Source organism: Nocardia sp. NBC_00881, assembly GCF_045207455.1.
Classification (GTDB): Bacteria; Actinomycetota; Actinomycetes; order Mycobacteriales; family Mycobacteriaceae; genus Nocardia.
The window spans coordinates 230,437-255,013 of sequence record NZ_CP108798.1; the positions used below are offsets into that span (position 1 = coordinate 230,437).

At 65.0% G+C, this 24,577-nt stretch carries 11 protein-coding genes; 5 read left to right on the plus strand and 6 right to left on the minus strand.

Features of this window, described 5'->3' with window-relative positions; all coding sequences use genetic code 11:
• The first annotated feature begins 37 nt into the window (after window positions 1-37).
• Window positions 38-4,387 carry a hypothetical protein gene (locus tag OH799_RS00580; protein ID WP_406274141.1) on the plus strand — a complete coding sequence of 1,450 codons (4,350 nt, stop codon included), beginning with the start codon at window positions 38-40 and terminating at the stop codon, window positions 4,385-4,387.
• A 38-nt stretch (window positions 4,388-4,425) separates the two neighbouring features.
• Here OH799_RS00580 and OH799_RS00585 read toward each other — a convergent pair whose 3' ends face one another.
• A complete protein-coding gene (locus tag OH799_RS00585) occupies window positions 4,426-8,760 on the minus strand; it encodes a hypothetical protein (RefSeq protein WP_406274144.1) in 4,335 nt (1,444 codons plus the stop codon).
• A gap of 308 nt (window positions 8,761-9,068) precedes the next feature.
• Between OH799_RS00585 and OH799_RS00590 the strand changes: the two genes are divergently transcribed.
• From OH799_RS00590 to OH799_RS00605, 4 genes are all read left to right on the plus strand, one after another.
• Window positions 9,069-9,740 carry a DUF2625 family protein gene (locus tag OH799_RS00590; protein ID WP_406274147.1) on the plus strand — a complete coding sequence of 224 codons (672 nt, stop codon included), beginning with the start codon at window positions 9,069-9,071 and terminating at the stop codon, window positions 9,738-9,740.
• Window positions 9,741-9,881: 141 nt separating this feature from the next.
• Window positions 9,882-10,466, plus strand: a complete 585-nt coding sequence (locus OH799_RS00595) for an SMI1/KNR4 family protein (RefSeq protein ID WP_406274149.1) — start codon at window positions 9,882-9,884, stop codon at window positions 10,464-10,466.
• On the plus strand, window positions 10,463-11,167 hold the full coding sequence (locus OH799_RS00600) for a hypothetical protein (protein ID WP_406274152.1): 705 nt from the start codon (window positions 10,463-10,465) through the stop codon (window positions 11,165-11,167). The genes OH799_RS00595 and OH799_RS00600 overlap by 4 nt, the downstream gene beginning before the upstream one ends.
• A 45-nt stretch (window positions 11,168-11,212) precedes the next feature.
• Window positions 11,213-11,926 (plus strand): hypothetical protein, encoded by a 714-nt coding sequence (locus OH799_RS00605; RefSeq protein ID WP_406274155.1) that lies wholly within the window; start codon window positions 11,213-11,215, stop codon window positions 11,924-11,926.
• 72 nt (window positions 11,927-11,998) lie between these two features.
• On the opposite strand, the gene OH799_RS00610 is transcribed toward OH799_RS00605, so the two are convergent.
• From OH799_RS00610 to OH799_RS00630, 5 genes are all read right to left on the minus strand, one after another.
• A complete protein-coding gene (locus OH799_RS00610; RefSeq protein ID WP_406274158.1) occupies window positions 11,999-12,451 on the minus strand; it encodes a hypothetical protein in 453 nt (150 codons plus the stop codon).
• Between the two features lie 11 nt (window positions 12,452-12,462).
• A complete protein-coding gene (locus tag OH799_RS00615) occupies window positions 12,463-13,674 on the minus strand; it encodes an ornithine decarboxylase (RefSeq protein ID WP_406274161.1) in 1,212 nt (403 codons plus the stop codon).
• Window positions 13,671-20,051 (minus strand): amino acid adenylation domain-containing protein, encoded by a 6,381-nt coding sequence (locus tag OH799_RS00620; RefSeq protein WP_406274164.1) that lies wholly within the window; start codon window positions 20,049-20,051, stop codon window positions 13,671-13,673. The genes OH799_RS00615 and OH799_RS00620 overlap by 4 nt, the downstream gene beginning before the upstream one ends.
• Window positions 20,048-23,197 (minus strand): non-ribosomal peptide synthetase, encoded by a 3,150-nt coding sequence (locus OH799_RS00625; RefSeq protein WP_406274167.1) that lies wholly within the window; start codon window positions 23,195-23,197, stop codon window positions 20,048-20,050. Before OH799_RS00625 ends, OH799_RS00620 begins: the two co-directional genes overlap by 4 nt.
• A gap of 109 nt (window positions 23,198-23,306) precedes the next feature.
• Window positions 23,307-24,554 carry an MFS transporter gene (locus OH799_RS00630; RefSeq protein WP_406274170.1) on the minus strand — a complete coding sequence of 416 codons (1,248 nt, stop codon included), beginning with the start codon at window positions 24,552-24,554 and terminating at the stop codon, window positions 23,307-23,309.
• Between the last annotated feature and the right edge of the window lie 23 nt (window positions 24,555-24,577).

Genomic DNA, 24,577 nt, shown 5'->3' on the forward strand with positions numbered 1-24,577 from the left:
GCGCTGGCGTGCCTTCGACCAGACGTTGAGGCAACCTGTGGTTGCTGTCCCGGCGGCGGGCTTTCCCCAGTCGCCCGAAGAATTCGCCGACGAGCTGCGCCTGCTGGTGGCTGATGCGGTGTGGGAGGTGTCGCGGGATGCGGACACCACTGTGGTCTCGGATCTGGTTGCCGCGCTGGATCTCTGGGCGGACCATCTGCTGGTGGCGCGAGCGGCGGCAATAGTCATAGATACCGCCGCATTCGAGCCGGAGCTGCAACCGCTGCATCGGGCACTCGTGCGGGCCGCGCAGGGCGAATGGGCCAAAGATCCACGGCCTTCGCAACGTGTCCAGAGGCTGCGACGGCGAGCGGCGAGCGAACACGAGGAGGAATGCTCCCTGGTCGCCGCGGATCTGCTCACCGCGGCCATAGCCCTCTGCGACGACCAGGCCATCGATCGGGTTCCGGGCCTGTCGCGGGTGGCGGAGCTGCTGGGGGAGCTGGTGGCTGTCCTTGCCGAGGCCGCCCTCCATGATCCGGACGACGAGGCCGAGGTGACCACCCGCGGTGCTGTGGCGGGCCGGCGGCTGATCGAGATCTACACCGAACTGGTCACGGTCGACCGGGTCGCCCACCTGGCTGCGCTCGCCGAGGCTCATATGACGGCCGCCGGCTTCGTGGAGTCGGTGGACGGGTACGCGGCCGCTGCCGAGCTGTCCGAGCGCGGCGTTCGTCTCTACGAAGAGTTGGCGGAGGTCAGCGGTCTCTCGAAGCTCGGCGCTCTGGACCGATCGTGGTCGGAACATATCGCCCTGGCGGACCGCGGTGGATTCGAGTCCGTGGTGTGGAAATGGGAACAGCATCGCGGCGAGACGCTGCGCCGGTACGCCACCGCGATCGCTCCTGCCGCCACCTTGTATGCGCTGTCGGATCTCACCCGGCTGCTACGGCGGCACACCCTGTACACCGAGGCGGTGACCGTATCCGAGCGGGTCGTGGCGATGGCCGAGGCGGCCGCCGCGACGGATGAGTCCGTGATTGCCCACCTGGCCGAGGCGATGCGCGGGTATGGCTGCGATTTGCACTGTGTCGGTCGCCGTCCCGAGGCGGTGGCGGCGTGGTGGCGTTTCGTCGAGCTTCGGCAGCGCATCCGCGATCGCCCGGGCACGAAGTGTGCGACCGCCGTGGCGAACGGCTTCGACGGGATTGCCGCGGCGGCGGATGAGTTCGACGATCCGGACGCAGCCATCGAGTTCGGTGCAGGAGCGGTGCGCGAATGGTCCCGGCTGGCCCGGCAGCACCAGCGGCATCTGCCGGAGTCGGTGCATGCGCTTCGCGCCCAAGCGGATCGGCTGAGTGCGGCCGGTCGCGGCGTCGAGGCGTCCGATCTCTGGGAACGAGCGGTCGAGCAGGCCGGGAAACTGGTCGCGATCGACCCGGAGCAGTACCGGCCGTGGCTGGGCTGGGCGCTGACCTGCGCCACTCTGGCACATCTGCACGTGTACGACGAGCGCGCGGATTCCAGTTCCCGCGCGGCGATCGAGGTGATCGAGCAGGTCGCCGCGGCGGTACCGGACAACGCGAACGCGGCGCTGGCCGACGCACTGCACAACCGCGCCCTGGTACTCAACCAGCTCGACGACTATCGGCAATCGACAGCGCTGTTGGCTCGGGCCGTCGCACTATGCGAGGAGCTGGTCGAATCCGGTGACGACGACAGCGATCGCGCATCATTGGCCAACATACTGTGTACGCGTGCCACCACAGTGGCGCGTCTCGGCGATCTCGATGCAGCGCTGGGATACGCCACTCGCGCGGAGACGATCTACGCGGAGCTTGCCGAGCGCGATCCGGAAGTGCACACCGCGGAGCTCGCGTATGCGCTCGGCAAGGTGGCGGCGATCCAGATCGATGTCGGCAATCGCGATCATGCGCGGGCCGCGGCCATAGCGGCCCTGGAGATCTGCGACCGATTGGCATCCGGACCCGACCAGGATGAGCATCGGGCCGCGGCATTGCACACGTTGGTACGGTCGCAGATGCGCGATGGCCGGGCTTCGGAGGGCCTCGACCATTCGACATTGCTACTGGAGTTGCGGGAGCGGATGGCCGCCCGCGACCCAGCGGGCGAATCCGCTGAGCTCGCGGTCGCGCTGGGAAATCACGCTGTGTACCTTGCCGATAGCGCTCGACCACTCGAGGCCGTCGAGTACGCGCGGCGGTCGCTCGAGCTGTTTCGGCAGTTGTCGGAGTCGAATCCCGTTCCCTATCGGGAGCATCTCGCGTCCGCCTTGGACCGGTACGCGCAATGTCTGGCCGACACACGTCGGCATGAGCACGCCGTCGAGGTGTCTGCCGACGCCGTCGACCGGTTCGATCGGCTACTGGAGGACGATCGAGCCCGGTGTCTCGAGGCTGCCGCCCGGTGTCTGGACCATCACGCCCTGCGGCTGGACGCGGTGGGCCGCGGCGCGGATGGTATCGACATCGCGGGGCGCGGCATAGCCATGTTCGAAGAACTGGAAGCGATCGACGGGCGCACCCATCGGCCGTCTCTGGGTACGAGCCTGCTCAACAGCGCCGGACTGCTCACCGATTTCGGACGCAGTGCGGAGGCGCTCGAACAGGCCGATCGCGCGGTCGCGATATTCGAGCAATTAGCTTGTGAGCCAACGGATTCCCGAGCGCGGGATCTGGCCCGGGCACTGCACAATCGGTCGTACGCCCTGGATCGTCTCGGACGTCACGACGATGCGGTCGTGGCTCAGGAGCGAGCCGTCCGCATCTTTGCCACCGAGGCGGCATACGATCGGCGGTCGGCACTGGAGCAGTTGGCCACGACCACATACAATCTCGCCTGCCGGCTGATCAACGCCGGCGACTGGCCGCGGGCGCGCGAGCATTCGCGGACCGGCGTGCGACTGTGGCAGGAACTTGTCGACGGTGGTGCCGAATTGCACCTACCGGATCTGGTGCACGTCCTCGGCGAACATGCCCGTTTCTGCGGTGCGGAGCACGAATGGGAGGAGGCCGCCGCGTACCTCGAACGCGCCGTATCGGCCTGCGAGGAGCTGACCGCCCGCGATCTCGAGCAGTACCGCTCCCGATGGGTGGAGGCGGTACAGCAGCATGCGTGGGCGCGGTGTCGACTCGGCCAGCGCGACCGGACGGCAGCGGAAATCACACGTGCCCTGTCGATTTGGCGTATCGCGGTCGTGGAAGATCCGCAGTGGTCGTTGCCGTCGCTGGCCGCCTGCACGGCGTGGGCGGCGCGGATGTGGCTGCAAAACGGTGAACCCGAGCTCGCGCATGAACAGCTGGAACGCAGTGTCGGCCAGTACCATTCGCTCATCTTGGACGGAGCTGATGACCTGGTGCCGGACTTGATCGATGCGCACCACCGGTACGCGACGACTCTATGCGAAACGGGATATTCGGAGCAGGCGGTGACGCGATTGGCGGAACCGGTTCGACTGATGCGCGCACTATTCGAAAGCGACCGTGCCGCATATCGATTCCGCATGGCCGATCTACTGCGTGATCTGGCATCGTGCTGCTCGGAAGCTGGTCGGCGCCCGGAGACCGTCGCCGCGGCGCGGGAGGCACTGGCGCTGCTGGAAGAAGAGGTGGCGGACAATCCCGAGTCCAGTGCCGAGGACCCGTATTGGCAGCTCGCCGAATTCCGCGTTGCCCTCGCCGACGCCCTCGCGGATATGGGTCTGCTGGCCGATGCTCTGCACAACCTCGACGAGGCCGTACCGCTGTGGGAGGAGTTGGTCGAGGAGTACGACGACGCATCCCGCGAGCTGGCATGGGCACTGTGGCATCGGGCACGCTGGGAGGCCGAGCTCGGAGTCGACGATCGCACTGTGCTGACGCTGTCGCGGCAGGCTGTCGACCTATACGAACAGGCGTGGGAGCAACAGCCGCACAACGGTGCCGACTTCGCCGGATCACTGGTAGATCACGCCCGCCATCTCGCGCGTGCCGGGCGCAACGCCGATGCGCTGGACCACAGTTCCCGTGCGCTGCGGTTGTGGGAGAGCCTCGTCGAGGACGAACCTCGCCAGCACGGGCCCGGCCTCGGCGATTGCCTGCGCTGGCACGCTACTCACCTGGCGGCGGCCGGTGCGGATGATGCCGCCATCGACTGTTCCCGGCGGGCACTGGGATTGGCGGAGGAAGCCGTCGAGTGGATGCGCCTGCGTTACCTGCCGGAGTTGGCCGCCACATCTCGCGAGGCGGCGCTGTTGCTGCGTGATCGCGATCCCGCGGAAGCCCGTGACCTTGCCGGGCGTGCAGTCACGCTGTACGCGGAATTGGCTGCCGCGGAACCGGATGCGTTTGCCGACCGCCATGCCGACGCCGAGGACACCGTTCATCGAATCTGCCGACCACGAATCTGACACCGCGCTCGTGACAGCATTTCGCTATCCCCGAATGATCACGGTCGATCGTCGTTCTCGATCAGCGCTGCCGTGGTCCGCGCCTGTGCCAGTCGATCGTCGAAGATACCGGGCTCCTGCCGGGCCGATTCCGCGTACAGCCCGACGGCGCGCACTGCCAGGGTGCGTGCCTGACCGGAGTCACGGTCGCGCCACAGCAGTGCGGCCTCGTGGCAGCAGGCCGCCAGGTCCGGTAGGTGGCGCCGTCGGGTCCATTCGGTCGCCTGCGCGGTCAATTCTATTGCGCGCGACGACGTTTCGAGGGCAGCTTCGATGTCGAACGATTCGGCCAGATGGGTGGCGCGTCGCCGGAGGCAACCGGCGAGCCCCGGAATGTGTTCCCGGGGTTTGTCCGCGGCCAAAGCCTCCCACAACACCAGCGCACGGCTGTTGTGGTCGAGTGTCTGCGTGTGCCATCCGGCGCGAGCGAGGTGCAGGCCGTGATCCACCAGTGCGTCCGCCAGGTATTTGACGTCGCCCGGACGATTCTCGGACGTCCGCTGAAGTATTTCGATGGCGCGCTGCGAGATGGGTAGTGTCGCGACGTCCCCGTCGCGTTCGGCCAGCCAGCGGGCTCGGTGCCACAGTGACCACGCCAAATCAACCGCTGTCGTTTCCCTTTCGATCGCAAGCTGCTCCCAGAGCGCCACTGCGCGAGCGTTGAGTTCCAGGCACTCGGTCAGCTGTCCCACCTCGGCGAGGCTGTCGGCCTGGGAGTCGAGATAATCGGCCAGGGTCGAGCGGCGATCCTCGTCGTCGGAGGCGATGAGATCGGTCAATACGTCGAGCGCCTCGCGTCCCGCGTCGACCGCGTCGCGGCGCCGGCCGGCATCCGAATACAGCCACGCTTGATCACGCAGGGTATCGGCCAAGCGGAAATGGTGTTGCGCAGCGTCGGTTTCGAACAGCTGACGCGCCAAGTACACCACGTCCTCCATTGCTGCTGCGGCCCACGCGCAGAGCCGCACCTGGTGCAGGGTCCGTGCGTACCGGTGCAGCGCGATTTCCAGGTTCACCACCAGGTCGTCGCGTCCGGCGTCGATAAGTGAACAGTAGTGGCGGACACCGCGTTCCATATGTCCGGCCGCGCGGTCGAATTCGTTGTTGTCGAGCCGGAACCGCGCCGCCCATGCTTCACCGGCGGCCAGTCTCGGCAGGAACTCCGCGGGAAATTCCGCTACGGTCCGTCGCCAGATGGACAGCGCGCGATCGGCTTGCGCCGAGGCGCGGCGGCGCCGTCCCAGCTTCTGAAGGGCATACGCGTGGTTCTCCACCGCCCAGCCCAGATCCGCCAGATGCGCGCGCGGATCGCGGGCGACCAACTCCTCGTATGCGGTCGCCGCACGCTCGAAATATGCTGCCGCCTCGTCCCATTCGTCGTGATCGAGACAGAATCGGGCGTTAGTGCCCAGCGCCGCGGCGAGTCCGTCCAAGTGCAGCCGGGTGTCGAGTTCGGTCAGTTCCTCCCACAGCCGCACCCCGGTGCGCAGCTGGTCGCGCGCTTGCGGCCACTGCCCGGCATGGGCGAGTCGTTGCCCGAGTCCGCAGGTGGTCTTGGCCAGGAAGGTCAGGTTGAGCTGTCGATCGTGCGCCGCTCGTGCCGCGCAGATTCGTACGGCCCGCTGCTGCGGTGGTAGCGCTTCGTCGTGGCGACCGAGGCCGTCGAGTGCGGTGGACTGCAGGTGCAGTGCCCGGGCGAGGTTGGGGGCATGGGCGCCCGGGTTCTCGGGCGCCAACTCTTCGAACAGCTCGAGCGCGCGCGTGGCGTAGCCGAGGGCTTCGGTATTGCGCTCCTGATGCTGGAGACGGTTGGCATGGTTCAGCAAGCAGGTGCCGAGATCGGCGCGATCGCCACCGCGCTCCAGTAGTTCCTCGAACATTGCCAGACTGCGCGCGGCCGCCGCGAACCCCTCCTCGGTGTGGCCGACCCGGTCCAGCCACAGCGCGTAATTGTCCAAGCACATGGCGGCGGAGCGCAGGTGCAGGTCGCGGTGGTCGGTCAGCAGTTGCTCATAGCAGGCGACGGCCTCGGCCGACACCTCGACGGCCCGGTCGGCCTGGCCGGTCTCGGCGAGTTGATTCGCGTACCGGCCGAGTGCCGAGGCCATCGGAGCCAGGTGTGGGCCCGGCTCGGATTCGGCTGGCGGGCGGACGAGATCGACGGCGCGGCAAGCATATTCGAGCGCCTCGTGTTCGCGGCCCAGCTGCGACAGGCACAGAGAGTGATTGCCAAGTGCGATGACGAGGTCGACGGTTTCGGCCGGATCGCGCGCCACCATCCGCTCCTGCACTTCGAGCAGCACCGTCGAATGGGCGAGTGCCTCCCGTGGTTGTCCGGTGCCGGTCAGGTTCCGGATCAGGGCATTCAGCGCCGAGGTCTGCAGATCGTCACGCTCCCGACCCTCGGGCAGCGCGGCGCAGATCTCCAGCGACCCGGCCGCCAGCGCGGTTACCTGCGCGGAACCCATACTCTGGTGAATCGAGGCCAGCCGGTTGAGCACGTAGGCGAGATCGCCCGAGTACTTCGCCGGATTCCGTTCGGCCAGTTGCGAGTAGATCTCCTGGGCCTTGGTGACACAGTCGAGCGCGGTATCGAAATCGCGCAGGTTTTCGGCACTGATAGCGCGCGTGCACAACACATTGGCCCAGGAGGCTCGATGGACGGCCTTACCGGCGGCCAGTTCCTCGTATAACGTTGCCGCCCGGGCGGATGACTCCATGGACAGGGCGTAGTCGTCGCGGAGATTGAGGGCCAGGGCCCGATTGTGCAGGGCATTGGCCAGTGCCGCGGTGTACTCGCCGGTTTGCGCGAGATCCTCGATCAGGTCCAACGCCTGCCGTGATCGCAGGTCCGCCGCCTCGGCCCGCCGGGAACCGAAGTGGACGCCGGCGGCGCAGGTCAGTGCCCAGCTCAGGTTCGGCCGGTACTGCTCTGGATCGAGGATCAGCAGATCCTGGGCCCGAGCCACGGACTGCTCGGCCACCTCGACGGCCTCGTCGCGCCGGCCGGCGTTGTCCAGCCGACGCGCTTGTGCACGTAACTTGTCAACCAGATGGGGCAGGTGCGTTACCCGATCCAGTTCGGCAGACCGTGACAATTCATCGATCGCGCGGCCGCCGAATTCGATGGCCGCCGAACGGTCACCGATCTTCTCGGCCTGCTGGACGATTGTGTGATAGGCGTCCGCCACCACGGTGCCGTCGATATCGGCCGAGGTGCCGATCAGCCGCCGTTGCACCTCGACGCAACGATGCCAGGTGGCCATGGCCTCGGCGCGCTGCCCGGCGCGATGCAGGTAGATACCGTGCTGGCGGACGATGTCGGCCAGGTTCGTCACCGTGGCATGGTCGACGGCCGCGGCTTCGGCGAGTGTCACCATATGCGCCGATAGGGATACGGTCTCGGCGTGCAGGTCGTGGCTGTTCAGCAGCCGAGCCAGGCTCCGCAGCCCGAGCAGTGCCATGGCATCGGCGCCTACCGCGGATCCCGCCGCGGCGAGGATGCGCAACTTCTCGGTGCGGTGCCGCTCCCACTCGCGGGCCCGGCTTGCGAAACCGGCTCGGTCGAGTAGGGCGATGTGCTCGGACCAGGCACGGCTGAGCCGTCGGAATCCCCTCGAGGTGAACGAATCAGCGAGTTCCTCGAACAGGAGAACCCCGCGTTCGGACTGGTCGGCGCCTGCGAGGGGGCCGTCGACCCAGGCGATGAAGCCGGCGGATGTCGTGATCGCTTCGGCGAGCGACGAGAGGTGTGCGGCGCGATCGGTTTCGACCAGCTGGCTGTATATGGCCACCAAGCGTCGGCCGGCGTGCGCGCCCTGCGTCATTACCCGGGCGTGGTCGGTCGGCCCGGCCGAACCGTATTCCTCCAGTGCTCGCAGCAATTGCCAGAGGAGATCGGCGATCGCCGGTAGCCCCTCGGTCGGGCCGTCGACTTCCCACTCTTCGCGCAGGGCGATCGCCGTGTTGAGCAGTTCGGCCGCCACCGGGCTGGAGCCGTCGTCGTTCTCGTCTCTCGCGCGGCGGCTCAACAGGTCGATCCGTGCTGTCCGGTCCAGGTCCCGGCGCCAGGTGTGATACGCGGCGCGCACCAGCGCCCGCCATAGCGACTCGAACCCCCACGACGGGAACGATGCCGCATCGCAGGCCAGTACCGCGGCACGGGAGACCAGCGGGTGCTCCTGCCACTTATTCAGTGCCGCGGTCAGCTTCGCGGAAGGTTGCGGATCATTGTCCCGCGCAAGGGCCCAAACCACGTCCGCCAGCAGCAAATTCAACTGGTCGGCGAATTCCTCGGGCAGTACCGGAATCTGGTGTGTGGTGTCGGAAGTCACCTGCTCAGCAGTGCTCCGCCGGGCACCGGTCCCACCCGGTCCGGAACTCGCCGCGGTGGACGTCCCGAGTAGAACCGCTCCGGTGCGAATCAGACACGCTCATCCCTGGCATTATGCCGACCGGTCCGGAGAATCCCGAGTGCGAGCCGTCCACGCGCATGGGAATTTACATACATTTGAGTCTTTGGATCCGAATATCCATTTCCCGCAGGTCGCCGCCTGACCGTTGCGTCCGATGGCGGTTGAATTCGCTTGCTATCGGACTGCTCCGCGCAGACACCGAACGTCATCACTGGCATCATCGGCCTATGCGCACGGTTTCCGAACTCACCGAGGCCGACGATCCCGCCTGGCCTGAAATCCATCAGGAGCTGGCATCGGCTCCTGTCCCGATCAAGATTCTGCCGGTCCATCCCGCGAATGGCGCGCGGAACCTGTATGCGTTGCAAGTCAGTACGCGATCCGCGCTCGGTGCGCTCGCTCTCCATACCGGCGGAGTGCTCGTCGACCACGGGTGGCTGCGGGTCTTCGGCGGTGGTGATCCCGCCCGGCGGATGCCCGGCCTCGCCGAGGTGAACGATATGACGGCGGGATATCCGCCGACATTACTCGTCGGCGTCGATGTCATCGGTGGCCGTTTCGAGATCAACGGCGCGGATCCGGCCGCGCTCGGTCGCCCCGGAAGCCCAGGCGATATCTGCTATTTCGCCCCCGACACCCTGGAGTGGGAGGAGCATCTCGACGGCCACAGTAGCTGGCTCAGCTGGCTTGCCACGGGCGGCACGACATCGTTCTACGAAGATCTGCGGTGGTCCGGATGGGCCGAGCAGACCCGTAATCTTTGGCTGGACCAAGGGTTTTCGAGCTACCCGCCGCTGTTCACCCAGGAAGCCCAAAATAATCCGGTGGCCATCAGCCGGAAAGTCGTGCCGCTAGCGGAATTGCACGGATTTCTCGCTAACAGCGCGGGCTCACGGTAGATATCGAGCAGATCGGCGTCGGCCGCCCTATCGTCAAAAGCATTCAGACCGGCTTTATCTCGGCGGAAGCTCATCACTCGAAGGCCTGTAAAACAATTTGGCGGGACCGGGTATCGCGTTTAGTGTAGGTCGCTTGCAGCGATGACCATATGTGGCACCGATGACGACCGAACAGAGGACCGAACCCTGACTTCCCAGCACTCCTGGCCAGTCCTGCTCGGGCTGGCAATCAAGGCCAAGTACGAACTTCTGCGACTCGACTCCGAGCAGCAGTGGGAGACATTGCCGCGTGTCAAGAACACCGATGCCGCGATTCAGCAGTTCGAATACGAACGGCGATTGACGATCCCGTCCGACTATCGTGACTTCCTGCTGCATGCGGATGGGTGGGAAGGATGCTTTTTCGACTTGGGCCTCTTCGGACTATCGGAATTGCGCGGCGCCGAGAACGGGATGCCTGCCTTGGAGTTGTTGCGGCGCTACACAAATAATGGGACGCTGCGGGACTCCGGGATCGTGGCGGATGAGGTGCTGCCGATCGTCGCCGGTCCGGTGGAGCATCTGGTGCTCATGGTGCACAGCGGTGCACGGGCCGGCCGGGTGATCTGGTTCGACGGTGGTGCCGAACGCACCGCATATCCTGATTTCGCGGACTTCTTCGAAGATCTGCTCGGCATCATGCAGGATCGTGTCGAGCAACTCACCCCGGGGGAGCGGCCGCGGTGAGAGGCAAGTACAAGCCCTCGCCGCCCGAGGTCGTCACGGTATCCGGTGGCCTGGCGGTCATCTCGTTGCGCGGCGGAAGTGACGGGTCGCTGCTGTCGATCGCCGGTGATCCGGTGTTGACGGATTCCAGCGATTTCTCCGGCAGTCTCGGTTGGATCGTGCAGCGGCACATATGGTTGCCGGGTGAGCGGGATCCGCATTTGCTCACCGAGTGGGTGGACGAGGCGCAGTGGCAGCGGTTGCGCACGTGGCTGGCCGATCCGACTCCAGTCGAGCGGCTGGCCGATCCGTTGGCGCCTTTGCTGGGAATTCTGGAGGATGGGGAGTACAGCCTCCGGCTGTGCACGCTCAACGACGTTCGGGTTTTCCCCGTGGATTTCGGGAAGCGTCACCAGTGGTACCGGGGTGGTTTCGGCGACTGGGACGTCGAGGTGGTCCCGACGCATCGGTGGCCACCGCCGAATACGGAAATGATCGAGCAATATTGTCGGCAGTTGGCCGACGGCGGCCGACCCGCCGCGATTGTGTTGTCGCACAGCGCGGAGTCACTGTCCTACCTGCTGGATGGCCACCACAAGATGTCGGCCTATCTGCGGCGCGGATTGGATCCGGTGTGTGTAAGTATCGTCCGGCAGCCACCGCACGGTGTGCGCCGTTGGGAGCTGCCGCATCCCTGGCCGGACAATAGGCCGATTTGGTGATGACAGGCGCGGGTCTCATGCGCCAGTGACCCCCGAGGACCGGATATGGTGAAATCCAAGCGCAAGCGGCCACCCGAGGTCGTGACGGTGTCGAGTGAACTCGATGTCATCTCGGTGCGTGGTGGGCAGACCGGGTCGCTGCTGTCGATCGCGGGAGAGCCGGTGCTGGTGGATTCCAGCGATTACAGTGGCAGTCTCGGTTGGCTCGCCGAGCGATATCTGGCACCGCCGGTTGCCGGGGATCTGCATCTGCTCACCGAGTGGGTGGACGAGGCGCAGTGGCAGCGGCTGCGTGCGTGGCTGGCCGATCCGACTCCGGTGGAGCGGCTGGCGGACCCCTTGGCGCCCCTACTGGAAATTCTCGAGGACGGCAAGTACACCCTCCGGTTGACCCCTGTCAGCGATATTCGGATTGTCGCAGTGGATTGCGCGAAGCCGGTCGGATGGTACCGGGGTGGTTTCGAACAGCCGGAGGACGTCGAGGTGATTCCGACGCATTGGTGGCCACCGCCGGATGCGGAAAGGATCGAGCACTATCGCAGGCAACTGATCGCGGCCGGCCGGCCGGCCGCAGTGCTGTTGGCGCACTCCGCAGGCGCGATCTGGTACCTGCTGGATGGTCACCACAAGGTGGCGGCCTACCAGATGCGCGGGTTGGATCCGGTGTGCGTGACCATCGAGCGGCAGCCCCCACACCGGATTCGGCCCCGGGCTATGCCGCATTCCTGGCCGGATAACAGGCCGATCTGGGAATCCTGATGGCCGCGGTGTCAGTATCCGTTCGGCTGTTGCCGACGTGAGCGACGGGGGCATTGGCCGTCGATTCGGACGTCAGTCAGGATCCCAGGCCGGTATGCCTTCGATCCGTCCCCGGTACGGGTGACGTTGCTGGAATGCTTCCTCCCACGCCGCCAGGCTTTCCGCGGCGGGGCTGAGATCCGGGTGGAAGACGAGAGCCGCGTGGGGCTCGGGGTTCGCGCGGTAGCGGACCACCCAGAGTTCCTCGATCGCGGATTTCAACTCCGCGAACGGAATACGCTTGCTGCGCGACGGGTCGAAATGGTCTTCCATGTCCGCGTGTTCCGAAGTCAGTGCCACGGTTACTTCTTCGCCTCCGATGACCTCCCGCTCCGACCGGCGCTGCTCGATCTGCGCTGTGTAGTACAGGGCCATCAGGCACTTGTACGGGTCGTAGCCGATATCGAGGAACAGGAACGTCCCGAGCGTGGCGTCATACTCGTCCGGGATCACCAGGACGCCCTGATCGTTCAGGTGGATGCTCATGATTTTCCAGTCTATGAATCGGTCGTGGTGGTAGCGGCGTGCAAGCAAGAGTGACTGCGGGACTTGCTGTGGTTCGAATCGGTCGTGTAAGCAGTGGCGTACGCGCCGCAAGAGAAGATCCAAACCGGGTCCCCGGAGACGACGGCACGCGGAACTTGGACGAGACCGCCATCGCTGGCGTAGGCGTCGTCACTGTCGCAGGTGGGTCCCGCGACCATGGCCGACACGTATTCCCCGCCCCCGTGGGAAGGAAATTCCAGCCGATATTGCAGCTCGTCTATCTCGTAGAGGCCGTTGAACTTCCCACAGCTCAGGTAGAGCCAGCTGCATGTACCGGCCGACTGGCGCCGGGAGGACAGACGGGCCACATGGGCGCGAATGGCGCCGTGGTCAGCCACCAAGTGCCGCCCCGGTTCCATCAGGAACCGCAGCGGCGAGGGCGACAGCTCGCGGAGCCAGGCCGTGCCCTCCCGAATCACGGCGAACATCTTGTCCAGTGGGGGATTCAGCGGCCGACCCTGGCGATCGAGACAGCCGACGGCCGGCAGACCGCCGCCAAGGTTGACGTGGTCGAGTGTGATCCCCCGCCGGTTCAGGGACTCGACCGTTGCGGCGAGCCTGTCCAGCGCGCTCTGCCACGCCTCGGAGGTCATCTGCTGTGAGCCCACATGAACGGAGAGGCCGGACGGGACAAGGCCTGCGGCCCGCGCAACCTCCAGCACTGAGACGGCGTCCTCGGCCGAGCAGCCGAACTTCCGGCTGAGGCTCCAAAGGGCCCCGTCCCCGCTGGTGGCGAGTCGGCAGAACACCCGGGAGCCGGGCGCGTGGACGGCTATCGCCGTCACGTCCTCCGTGCTGTCAGTCGCGAAGTCCCGAATACCCAGCCGATACGCCTCGGCAATGTTCGAGTCGGACTTGATGGTGTTGCCGTAATCGATCCGCTCGGCCGGTACACCGGTGCGGAGGGCCTGCGCGATCTCCGGAGGGCTGGCCGCGTCGAAGCCGGCGCCCTGCCGCGCCAGGCAGGCAAGGACTTCGTCCACCGGGCACGCCTTCATAGCGAAGCGGACGGAGATGTCGGGTAGTTCCCGCAGCAGCGCCGCGATTCCGTCGAGGTCGAAGACGATCCAGTCGTCTGCTGCGGCTGCCAGGGCGGCGCGGATGGGTGTGGTGGATTCCGGTACCGGGTGACACCTACCGCCGGCGTGGTCGGATCTTCTCACTGTTGACGATCGAATCGCGTCGCCAGTTCGCCGATCGAGGGCATTTCGAACACCATTCGGACCGGCATGTCGATCCCGAGCTCGGACCGGATCGCACTCACCAAACGCACGGCGAGCAGTGAGTGCCCGCCGAGGTCGAAGAAGGAGTCGTCGATACCGATCCGCTCGACGCCGAGGATCCGGGTGTAGAGCTCGGCCAGGGCCCGCTGCGCGGGGGTCTCGGGGGCACGGAACTGGTTGTCCGAGGTGAACTCGGGGGCGAGAAGTGCACGCTTATCGAGCTTTCCATTGTGGGTCAGCGGCAGGTCGTCGACCGAGACGATCGCGGCGGGCACCATGAATTCGGGCACCCATTCGCGCATTCTCGCCCGCACCGCGCGTTCGTTTATCGTGCCGACGACATACCCGATAAGGCGTTTGTCGCCGTGCTGGTCTTCTCTGGCGATGACGGCGGTGCGAGTGGTGTCCGCTGCCCGCGAGAGCGCGGCCTGTACCTCGCCGAGTTCGATGCGGTAGCCGCGGATCTTGACCTGATCATCGCCGCGCCCGAGATATTCGAGTTCGCCACCGGCCTTCCAACGAACCAGATCGCCGGTGCGATACAGCCGGGCGCCGTTGGGGCCGAAAGGGTTGGCCACAAACCGCGCCGCGGTGAATTCGGCGCGGTTGTGGTAGCCGTGCGAAAGACTGTGGCCTGCGATATAGAGTTCGCCGGTCACTCCTGCCGGCACCCGCCGCAGACCGGTATCGAGGACGAAGAACCCGAGGTTCTCGAGCGGGCGGCCGATGACGCTCGAGGCGTCTCGGGTGTCTTGCGCCGTGATCTCGCGGAACGACGCGTGCACAGTGGTTTCGGTCGTGCCGTACATATTGATCATCCGCGGCGGTCGCGGATGATCGGTGAACCACCGCTGCAGGCGGTTCGGATCGAGCTGCTCACCGCCGAACACCACCGCATCGAGTCGCAGGCCATCCGGTAACTCGTCGGAATCCGTGCGCAGAGCCGACTCCTGCAGGGCGTAGAAGGCCGAAGGCGTTTGGCTCACCACGGTGACTTGTTCGTCGATGAGCAGGTCCAGGAAATCCGCAGGGGAGCGGACGGTGGCTTCGGGAACGACGACAAGCCGCCCACCGTGCAGCAGCGGTCCCCAGATTTCCCAGACGGAGAAATCGAAGGAGTAGGAGTGGAATTGCGTCCACACTTGTCCTTCGAGGGGAAGGTGCGCTCCGACTGCGGCGAGCATTCGCGCCACGTCGGTGTGGGTGATCGCCACACCTTTCGGAATACCGGTCGTGCCGGAGGTGTAGATCAGATACGCCACCCCTTCGGGGTTCGGATACCGAAGCGGCTGGGCCGGATACGTTGCTCTCGTGGGATCATCGGTTCGGACGACGGGGACGGTGAGTCCGGACAGTCGGCTCTCGAGATCCGGGGTGGTTATCGCGAGTGTGGGTGCGGCATCGTCGAGGACGAATCGGATCCGCTGTTCCGGATAAGCCGGATCGATGGGCACATACGCGGCGCCGGATTCGAGGACGGCCAGGATGGCCACGATGGCATCGATCGAACGGGGCAGCAGCAGCGCCACGCGGTCACCCGCGCCGACTCCGTGGTCGCGGAGCAGGTGCGCGAGTTGATTGGCGTGCTCGGCGAGTTCGCGGTAGGTCAGTGACCTGTTCTCGAAGCGCACGGCGATCGCGTGTGGCGTGTCGGCCGCCCTGGCGGCAAACATGGCGGGAATCGAGGATCCGGCCGCTCGCGGCCGGGCCAGGACCGAGCGGTTGCCGAAGTCGTCGAGGACCCGGAATTCGTCCGCGCCGAGTAGGTCGATGGATCCGATGGGTACATCCGGATCCCTCGCCACCGCCGTCAACACCCGCCGGAATCGGGCGATGAGCTGCTCGATCGTGGCAGTGTCGAAGACATCGGTTCGGAATTCGACAAGGCCGGTGACTCCCGCTGGTTGTCCGGTATCGGTGAAGGTTTCTTCGAGGCTGAAGGTCAGGTCGGTGCGGGCAGTGCCGGTGTCGACCGGCACCGGTGTGATGTCGAGTCCGTCGAAACCGAATTCGACCGCCGCATTGTTCTGCCAGGCGAGCATGACCTGGACGAGCGGGTGGTGGGTGAGTGATCTCGTTGGTTGCAGGCGGTCGACGAGTACCTCGAACGGGATGTCTTGATGGACGTAGGCGTCGAGGCTGCGGGTGAGTACCTGGTCGAGCAATGCGCGGAAGGTGGGGTTGCCGGACGTGTCGGTGCGCAGGATCAGGGTGTTGACGAAGAATCCGATGAGGTCGTCGAGCGCGGCGTCGGTGCGGCCTGCGGCGGGTATCCCGATGGCGATGTCGTTGCTGCCGCTCAGCTTCGAGAGCACGACCGCCAGAGCGGCCTGGACCAGCATGAAACTGGTGACATCGGCGTCTTTGGCGAAACGGTGTATTTCCTGGTGCAACTCGGCCGGCCATGCCACCACAACACTGTCACCGCGGTAATCGGCTACCGGCGGATATGGACGATCGGTCGGAAGTTCCAGCCGATCCGGAATGCCGGTGAGGATGTCCTCCCAATACGCGAGCTGTTCGGTGATCGTACTCTCGGAATCACTGAGTTCGCCCATGTAATCCCGCTGCCACAAGGCGAAATCGATGTACTGCACCGGCAATTCGTCCCATCCGGGGGTGCGACCACGGCATCGTGCCGAGTACGCGGTACTCAGGTCCCGCCACAGCGGTCGCAACGACCAGCCATCGGCGGCGATGTGATGCATGGTGATCACGAGGATGTGTTCTTCCGCGGAAACGGCGAAAACCCTGGCCTGGAAAGGGATCTGCGTGGACAGATCGAATTCGTACCGCGCCTGCGCGCGGATTGCCTCGACGACGCGGTGCTCCGGCCAGTCGGTCGCGTCGGTGACGCTCCAGCCGAGATCGGCGTCCTCGGCGGCGATGATCTCCTGTCCCGGCGTGCCGTCGGATTCGGCGAACGTCGTGCGCAGGCTCTCGTGACGTCCGACGACATCGCGTAGCGCGATGCCCAACGCGGGTGGATCCAACCGACCACGCAACCGCACCGCGACGGGAATGTTGTAGGTGGCCGACGGCCCCTCCATCCGATGCACGAACCACAGGCGGCTCTGCGCGAAGGACAGTGGAATGACATCCAGCCCCAGGTCGATTCTCGAATGTCGTTCCAGTGCCGCTCTTCTGGTGTGTACGCGGTGCCCGGCTCGTTCGGCAACGATCGCGGCCAGGCCCGATACCGTCGGTTTCTGGAAGAGGGTGTGGATACCGATCTCGGCATCGAGTTCGGTTTCGACGGCGGCGATGACCCGCATGGCCAGTAGTGAGTGGCCGCCGAGATCGAAGAAGGAGTCGTCGATACCGATCCGCTCGGTGCCGAGGATCCGGGAGTAGATCTCCACCAGGGCCTTTTCGGCCGGTGTCGACGGTGCCCGATACGGCATGCCGGAATCGAATGCGGGCGCGGGCAGGGCGCGCTTGTCCAGCTTCCCGTTGACGGTGAGTGGGAATGCGGGCAACACCATGATCGCCGCCGGCACCATGTAATCCGGCAGCCGCGATGCCACCGCCGCCCGCACGGCGGCGGCGTCCACCGCTCCGGTGACGTATCCGACCAGCTGCTTCATCCCGGGCGGCGCCTCGCGTGCGAGGACCACCGCCTGCACGACCCCCTCGACCGCAGCCAGCACGGATTCGGTCTCGCCCAGTTCGATTCGAAAACCGCGAATCTCCACCTGATCGTCGCGGCGCCCGATGTACTCGAGTTCACCGGAGGAGTTCCACCTCGCCAGATCACCGGTGCGGTACATGCGCGAACCCGGCGGCCCGAACGGGCATGCCACGAACCGCGATGCCGACAGTCCCGGCCGGCGCAGATACTCACGTGCCACACCGCGGCCCGCGACATAGAGCTCCCCCACGACACCGACCGGCACCTCGCGCAGCGCACCATCCAGCACGCTGAGCGCGAGGTGCGCAAGCGGAACACCGACCGGGCTGGTCATCGCGTTCGCATCGGCTTCGCGAACCTCCCGGAACGAAGCGTGCACCGTGGTTTCGGTCGTGCCGTACATATTGATCAGTTGCGGTGCTGCGGGATGGCTGCGCCACCACGGAAGCAGTCGATACGGCTCCAGCGCTTCTCCGCCGAATACCACGGTCTCCAGGGATAATGAATGCGGCCGCGGATAACGGTCTTCCACGATTTGCAGCGCATAGAACGCCGAGGGTGTCTGACTCAACACTGTCACCCGCTCGGCGGCCAGCAGCGCGTAGAAGTTCGGCACGGATCGCACGACCTCGTCCGAGACGACCACGAGCCGCCCGCCGTGCAGCAACGCACCCCAGATCTCCCACACCGAGAAGTCGAACGCGTATGAGTGGCACTGGGTCCATACCTGGCCCGCCGCGGCCACGAATCCACTCTTGCGCACCGATTCGAACAGCTGTGTCGCGCTTTCATGGGGGATGGCGACGCCCTTCGGCGTGCCGGTGGTACCGGAGGTATAGATTATGTAGGCCAGATCAGCAGAGCGCGGTGGGGGCAAGGTGGTCACCGGTTGCGACGCGATCGCGGGATCATCGACATCTACCACGACTACGCCGCGCCCGGCCAGCCGGTGGGAATGCTCGGCGACGGTGAGTGCGACCACCGGCCGCGCATCGGCAAGGACGAAATCGACGCGATTGTCCGGAAGTTTCACATCGATCGGCACGTACGCCGCGCCGGTCTTGAGCACCGCCAGAATCGCCACGATCGCATCGGCTGATCGCGGCAGCAGCAGGGCGACGGTGTCGCCCGGTCGCGCACCCTGCTCGATCAGCAGGTGCGCGAGCTGCCAAGACGCCTCGTCCAACTCACGGTAACTCCACGACCTGTCCTCGAACACCACGGCCGTCGTATCCGGTCTCCGCTGAACTTGTTCGGCGAATAGTGTGGGAATGGTCTGGCCCGCAGCAATTTCCGCCAGGGCCTCGCGATTGGACAGCACCGCCAGCTGCGCCAGCTCGTGGTGATCGAGGATATCGATCGATCCGATCGACCGGTCAGGTTCGGTCACCACGGCCGTCAGGACCAGGTGCAGACGGTGTATGAGTCGAGCAATCGTGGCCGTGTCGAAGACATCGGTGCGGAACTCGACACTGCCACCGAGTCCCGTCGGTAGTCCGGTGCTGGTGCGGCGTTCCTCGATGCTGATCGTGAGATCGGCTCGGGCGGTGCGAGTATGAACCGGTATGCCGGTAACGGCGAGGTCGTCGAATGCGTACTCGATCGCCGCGGTGTTCTGCCAGGCGAGCAAGACCTGGACAATGGGGTTGTGGGAGAGCGATCGGGTGGGACGTAGCCGGTCGACCAGTACTTCGAATGGAATATCTTGATGCGCGTAGGAATCGAGGCTGCGCTGGCGCACCCGGTCGAGCAGCGTTCGAAAGCTGGGGTTACCGGAGGTATCGGTCCGCATTACCAGGGTGTTGACGAAGAAGCCGATCAGATCGTCGAGCGCGGCGTCGGTGCGGCCCGCCGTCGGTATTCCCACCGCGATATCGGTGCTGCTGGTCAGTCGGGTCAACAGGACGGCCAAGGCCGCTTGGACGACCATGAAGCTGGTTGCGTTATTGTCCATGGCAACCTGCTGGATCGCACGGTGCAACTCGACAGGCCAGTCGATGGTGACACTGTCGCCGTGGTGATCGGCGATCGGCGGGTACGGTCGATCGGTGGGCAGCTCGAGCCGCTCCGGTAGTTCGGCCAGCGTATCTTCCCAGTAGGTCAGTCCTTTCGTTATTCGACTGTCCGGGTCGTCGAGTTCGCCGAGATATTCGCGCTGCCAGAGCGTGTAATCGAGGTACTGGACCGGCAACTCGTCCCAGCCGGGTACGCGATCGGCGCAGCGCGCCGAGTACGCGGTACTCAGATCCCGCCACAGCGGGCGCAGTGACCATCCATCGGTGGCGATGTGGTGCATGGTGACGACCAGGACGTGTTCCAGCGCGGATACAGTGAACAACCGTGCCCGGAATGGGATCTGTCGGGTCAGGTCGAATGCTTTCCGTGCTTCTTCGCCGATGGCGTCGGTCAGCTGCTGCGGCGGCCAATCCGTCGCGTCGGTGATCGCCCAAGCGAATTCGGCCTCGTCGGAGCTGATGATCACCTGCTCGGGGATTCCGTCGGTTTCGGAGAACACGGTGCGCAGGCTTTCGTGCCGATCAACGACATCGCGTAACGCGGCAGTCAGGGCCGGCACGTGCAGTGCACCGTGCAGTCGTACCGCGACCGGAAGGTTATAGGTTGCCGACGACCCCTCCATGCGATGGGTGAACCACAGCCGACTTTGTGCGAACGACAACGGAATCACAACGAACCTCCTGAGCGGTGCACCAGCTGATCCCTCGAATACCTTCGCAGCGCGGGTTTTTGCGTGCGGTTATCTTGTTTCGCCCGTGCGATGATGACCTCGGCAAGGTCGGATACGGCCGGCTTCTGGAACACGGTCTGGATCTCGATTTCGGCATCGAGTTCCGTTTTGACGGCGGCGATTATGCGCATGGCCAGCAGTGAGTGGCCGCCGAGGTCGAAGAATGAGTCGTCGACACCGACCCGGTCTGCGCCGAGAATTCGAGCGTAGATCTCGGTGAGCGTTCTTTCAGTGGGAGTCGATGGCGCTCGGTAGGCCACCACTGGGCGGTAGTCGGGTACGGGTAATGCACGTTTGTCGAGTTTCCCGTTCGATGTCAAAGGCAGCGTGGTGACCGCGATGATGGCGGCGGGCACCATGAATTCTGGGAGCCGGTCGGCCATTCGGGCACGCACCGACCGGGAATCGATATCGCCGGCCACATACCCGACAAGGCGTTTGTCGCCGAGGTTGTCGTCTCGGGCGATGACGACGGTTTGGTCGGTGCCCGCGGCCTCCGAGAGCGCGGCTTGTACTTCGCCGAGTTCGATGCGGTAGCCGCGGATCTTGACTTGGTCGTCGCTGCGCCCGACGTATTCGAGTTCGCCGTCAGTATCCCAACAAACGATGTCGCCGGTCCGATACAGCCGACCTCCGTGTGGATCGAATGGATTGGCGACGAAGCGTGTCGCGGTCAGTGCGGGGCGGTTGTGATAACCCTGCGAGACGCTGTGGCCCGCGACGTACAGTTCGCCTCGCACACCGACGGGTGTGCGTCGTAGGCTCGGGTCGAGGACGAAGAAGGCGAGATCGGCCAGTGGGACACCGACATTGCTTGCGGTGTCGAGCGTGTCCTTCGCGGTGACTTCATGGAACGAAGCATGGACAGTTGTCTCTGTTGTGCCGTACATGTTGATCATCCGGGGCGCGCGGATCGCGTTGTCGAACCATCGGCGCAGGCGGCGGGACTCGAGTGCCTCACCCGCGAATACCACCGCGTGTAATGCCAGCCGGTCCGGTGAATCACCCTGCAGCGCCGTGTCTTGCAGTGCGTAGAACGCTGACGGCGTCTGGCTGAGGGTGTCGACCTGTTCGGTGATGAGCAGCCGTAGGAAGTCTGCGGGCGAGCGCACCACCGATTCGGGGACGACGACGAGCTTCCCGCCGTGTAGCAGCGCACCCCAGATCTCCCATACCGAGACGTCGAAGGCATAGGAATGGAATTGTGACCACACTTGCTGCTCGAGCACTAAATGTTTTGCCGCAGCATGGAATAGATTCAATACGTCGGCATGTGTAATGGTGACGCCTTTTGGAGTGCCAGTGGTTCCGGATGTGTAGATCAGATACGCCGGAGATTCCGAAATCGGATGCCGTAGTGGCGAATCAGGATATCGGCAGATTGCCGAGTTATCGGTTCGGACGTAGGTCATGCCATGAGCGGCCAGGCGTGCGGACAGCTGCGGAGTCGTCACCGCGAGGGCGGGGGTGGCATCACCGATGATGAATCCAATGCGTTGATCGGGATAGCTCGAGTCGATCGGCACGTACATCGCACCGGTTTTCAGTACCGCCAGTATTGCCACGATGGCGTCGAGCGATCGAGGCAGCAGCAGCGCCACGCAGTCTCCCGGACCGACGCCGCGGTCGCGCAGCAGATGGGCGAGCCGGTTGGAGTTCAGGTCGAGTTCGCGGTAGGTCAGCGAACTGTTCTCGAATACCACCGCAATCTTGTCCGGGGCGTCGGCCACGCGGGCGGCGAACCGTGCGGGGATGGACATCCCGGTGCTGCGCGGTTCGGTGAGGATCGATCGGTTGCCGAAGCTGTCGAGCTCTCGGTGTTCCTGCTCGTCGAGCAGGCCGACGGATACGATCGGTGCCTTCGGATCGGCCATCACCCTCGACAACGCCTGGTGCAGGCGTCCGGCATCGAGGCTCGCCCTGGTGCCGATGGTTCGGAGCACCAGGTCGCCGTCGTCGACAAAGAAGTAGTAACCCAGGCTCGGTACGGGGCCCGCGGAGAGCAACACCCGAGTCGCCGAGGCGCCGCCGAAATCCCGTGTCGGGAATGGCGGGAAAAGATTGACCTCCACACTCGACCCGCGATAGGAGCCACAGTCGCGGTGAGGCGGCTTCCGCACCGGGAACCGGCTGTGTGTCAATGCCTCTTGTATCCGCTGGTCGACCTGCTCGCACAGGTCGGCGAAAGTCTGGCCCGGCCGGATGGTCACCAGCAGGGGCACCACACCGGCGATCATGCCGGGCAGGCTCTTGGACCTCGCGCGGATTCGTCGCGAAACCGGAAAATCCAGGCACACCTCGGAGTTCCCGGTCGCTATGGACGTCAGGAGCCCGCACGCGGCGGTGATGATCGCCGCCCGGCCGATGCGTTTGGTTCGGGATGTTTCTTCGATGGCTGCCCGGACGGAAGGAGAGAACTTCATGGGTGCTGAGAATGTGTCCGGCGTATACCGATCGACATCGGTGCGGCCGTCGAAATCGACTGGGTTTTCCGGATGAGAGATCGCGGACCAATATTTCTGGTCTGCGATATATTCGGCGGACTCTTGGTATTCCGACTCCATCGAAATAAGATCACGCAACGAGCCGAAGGAATGCGGTTGGGGATCCGCCCCCGACCTCGACGCCGAGTATATGTCCGCAATCCTGTTGCCGATGAGCGCCAGGGTGGTTCCATCCATCACGATGTGGTGTCCACACAGGAAGAGGAAAGACCGTTCACCAGCGGTCCGCAAGAACGCGAATCTGAACAACGGCCCGGTCACCGACATGTTCGCATGCAACTCACGCGTCGCGATCGCATACACGTCCGCCTCGGATTCGAGTTCGTAGCACGGCAGCCGCCAGTCCGGGTAATCGGTCGGAGCCTGGATGAGGCTGCCATTCGTCTCGGTAATGTGAACCCTGATCGCTTCCACCTCGTCCACCACGCGTCGTATGGCGGATTCGAGGAGGGGTTCGTCGATCGTTCCGTCGATCACCAGGAATTGACTGACGAGCCAGCTGCCGGCATCGAATGTTTTCTGGGCAAGCCATACATCAACCTGCTCGCGCGTTAGTGGAAATTGTTCCCGACTCGATGACATGCCGACCTCTTCCGGCTCATATGTATATCTTGTGGCCGATCAACAGTCGGCCCCCGAGTTCTGGATCGCTGATACTCCTCCGTTTTGCACGGAAGTCTGTCGTGGCGAATCAACCCCTGTCGTGCCCGGTTGGCGCGCTCGTTGCCGATCCCGTTGTGTCCGTGCACATTCCCGCGTACGCGCACCACGCGCCGACCATTCCGAGAATTCCGCATAGCAGCCACACGCCTTGGCCGGTTGTCTGCCACGCGAGCACGCCGAGCGCGGGCCCGAGCGCCTGACCGGCCCCGAACAGCGCCTGATGCACGGCGACACAACGGGCTCTGACCGCTGTTGGGAAGGTGGCCGGGTAGGCGAACATGGTCGGGCCCTGGATCATCATGCCGACCACCATCACGATGGTGCCGATGGCGATCGGCGCGGCGCCGTAGCCCGCTAGCGCATAGGTGATGAGACCGATGCCCTGAATCGCGATGCCGAGGGCGACCGCTGAGTTCGGCCGCCAGTGTTCCACGTAGGCGGTGACTTTCAGCTCGAACGCGATCAGTATTCCCGACGCGGTCGTCAGCATCGCACTGTAGAGGGCGATCGAGTGGCCATGTGCCGCCGAGCTGAGCGGCAGTGTCGCCAGGAACTGCACCCAGATCAGCGCGGTGATAAATGTCGCGGTCAGGAAAAGTAGGTAACGTCGGTCGCGCACTATCGCGCCGTACCCGGATTCCGGTTGCGACACCAGGGCATCGGCGCGCACCGGGGCCGCGACATTCGGTAATCGCCGCCAAGCGATCAGTGCGCAGCAGGACGCCGTGCACGCGTTGAACCAGAACAGCGTATTCCAGTTGATCGGGATGAGTGCGGTGGCGATCAAGGGGCCGAGAGCCGCACCGGTGTTCAGGGCGATACGAAACATCGAAAACGCCATCACCCGATGCTCAGCCGGCATGAGATCCTCGAGCAGGACCGCGGCGGCCGGGCGGTAAGACTGGGCGGCGAACCCGGCAAGGGCGACCACAGCCATCAGCACCGGAAACCTGCCGGGTGTGCTCACCGCCGGAATCAGACCGAGAGCGAGTGCCGAACCGGTCATGCCGGTGATGATGGCGGTGCGTGCGCCCATCCGAGCCGTCGATTCGCCGCCGGCCATGATGCCGAGTACGGCCCCGATGCTGTAGACGGTGAGGGCCGAACTGGCTTGTCCGACCGAGAAGCCCTGATGCGTCAGGTACAGCATCAGGTAGGCCTGTGTGAATGCGCCCAGCTGATTCACCATGACGCCGGCCAAAAGATACCGGACCGTCAGCGGAGTTTCTCGGAGTGTGGTCGTGACGCCGAGGCGGAGGGCTGTCGCGGCACTCATCGGCGGGACCTGTCGTCCGTCGT

Bases quoted from the DNA above. Each gene is read 5' to 3' on its own strand.
- OH799_RS00590 (WP_406274147.1), top strand. From the start codon at position 9,069: ATGCGCACGGTTTCCGAACTCACCGAGGCCGACGATCCCGCCTGGCCT.
- OH799_RS00595 (WP_406274149.1), top strand. From the start codon at position 9,882: ATGACCATATGTGGCACCGATGACGACCGAACAGAGGACCGAACCCTG.
- OH799_RS00605 (WP_406274155.1), top strand. From the start codon at position 11,213: ATGGTGAAATCCAAGCGCAAGCGGCCACCCGAGGTCGTGACGGTGTCG.
- OH799_RS00610 (WP_406274158.1), bottom strand. From the start codon at position 12,451: ATGAGCATCCACCTGAACGATCAGGGCGTCCTGGTGATCCCGGACGAG.
- OH799_RS00625 (WP_406274167.1), bottom strand. From the start codon at position 23,197: ATGTCATCGAGTCGGGAACAATTTCCACTAACGCGCGAGCAGGTTGAT.
- OH799_RS00630 (WP_406274170.1), bottom strand. From the start codon at position 24,554: ATGAGTGCCGCGACAGCCCTCCGCCTCGGCGTCACGACCACACTCCGA.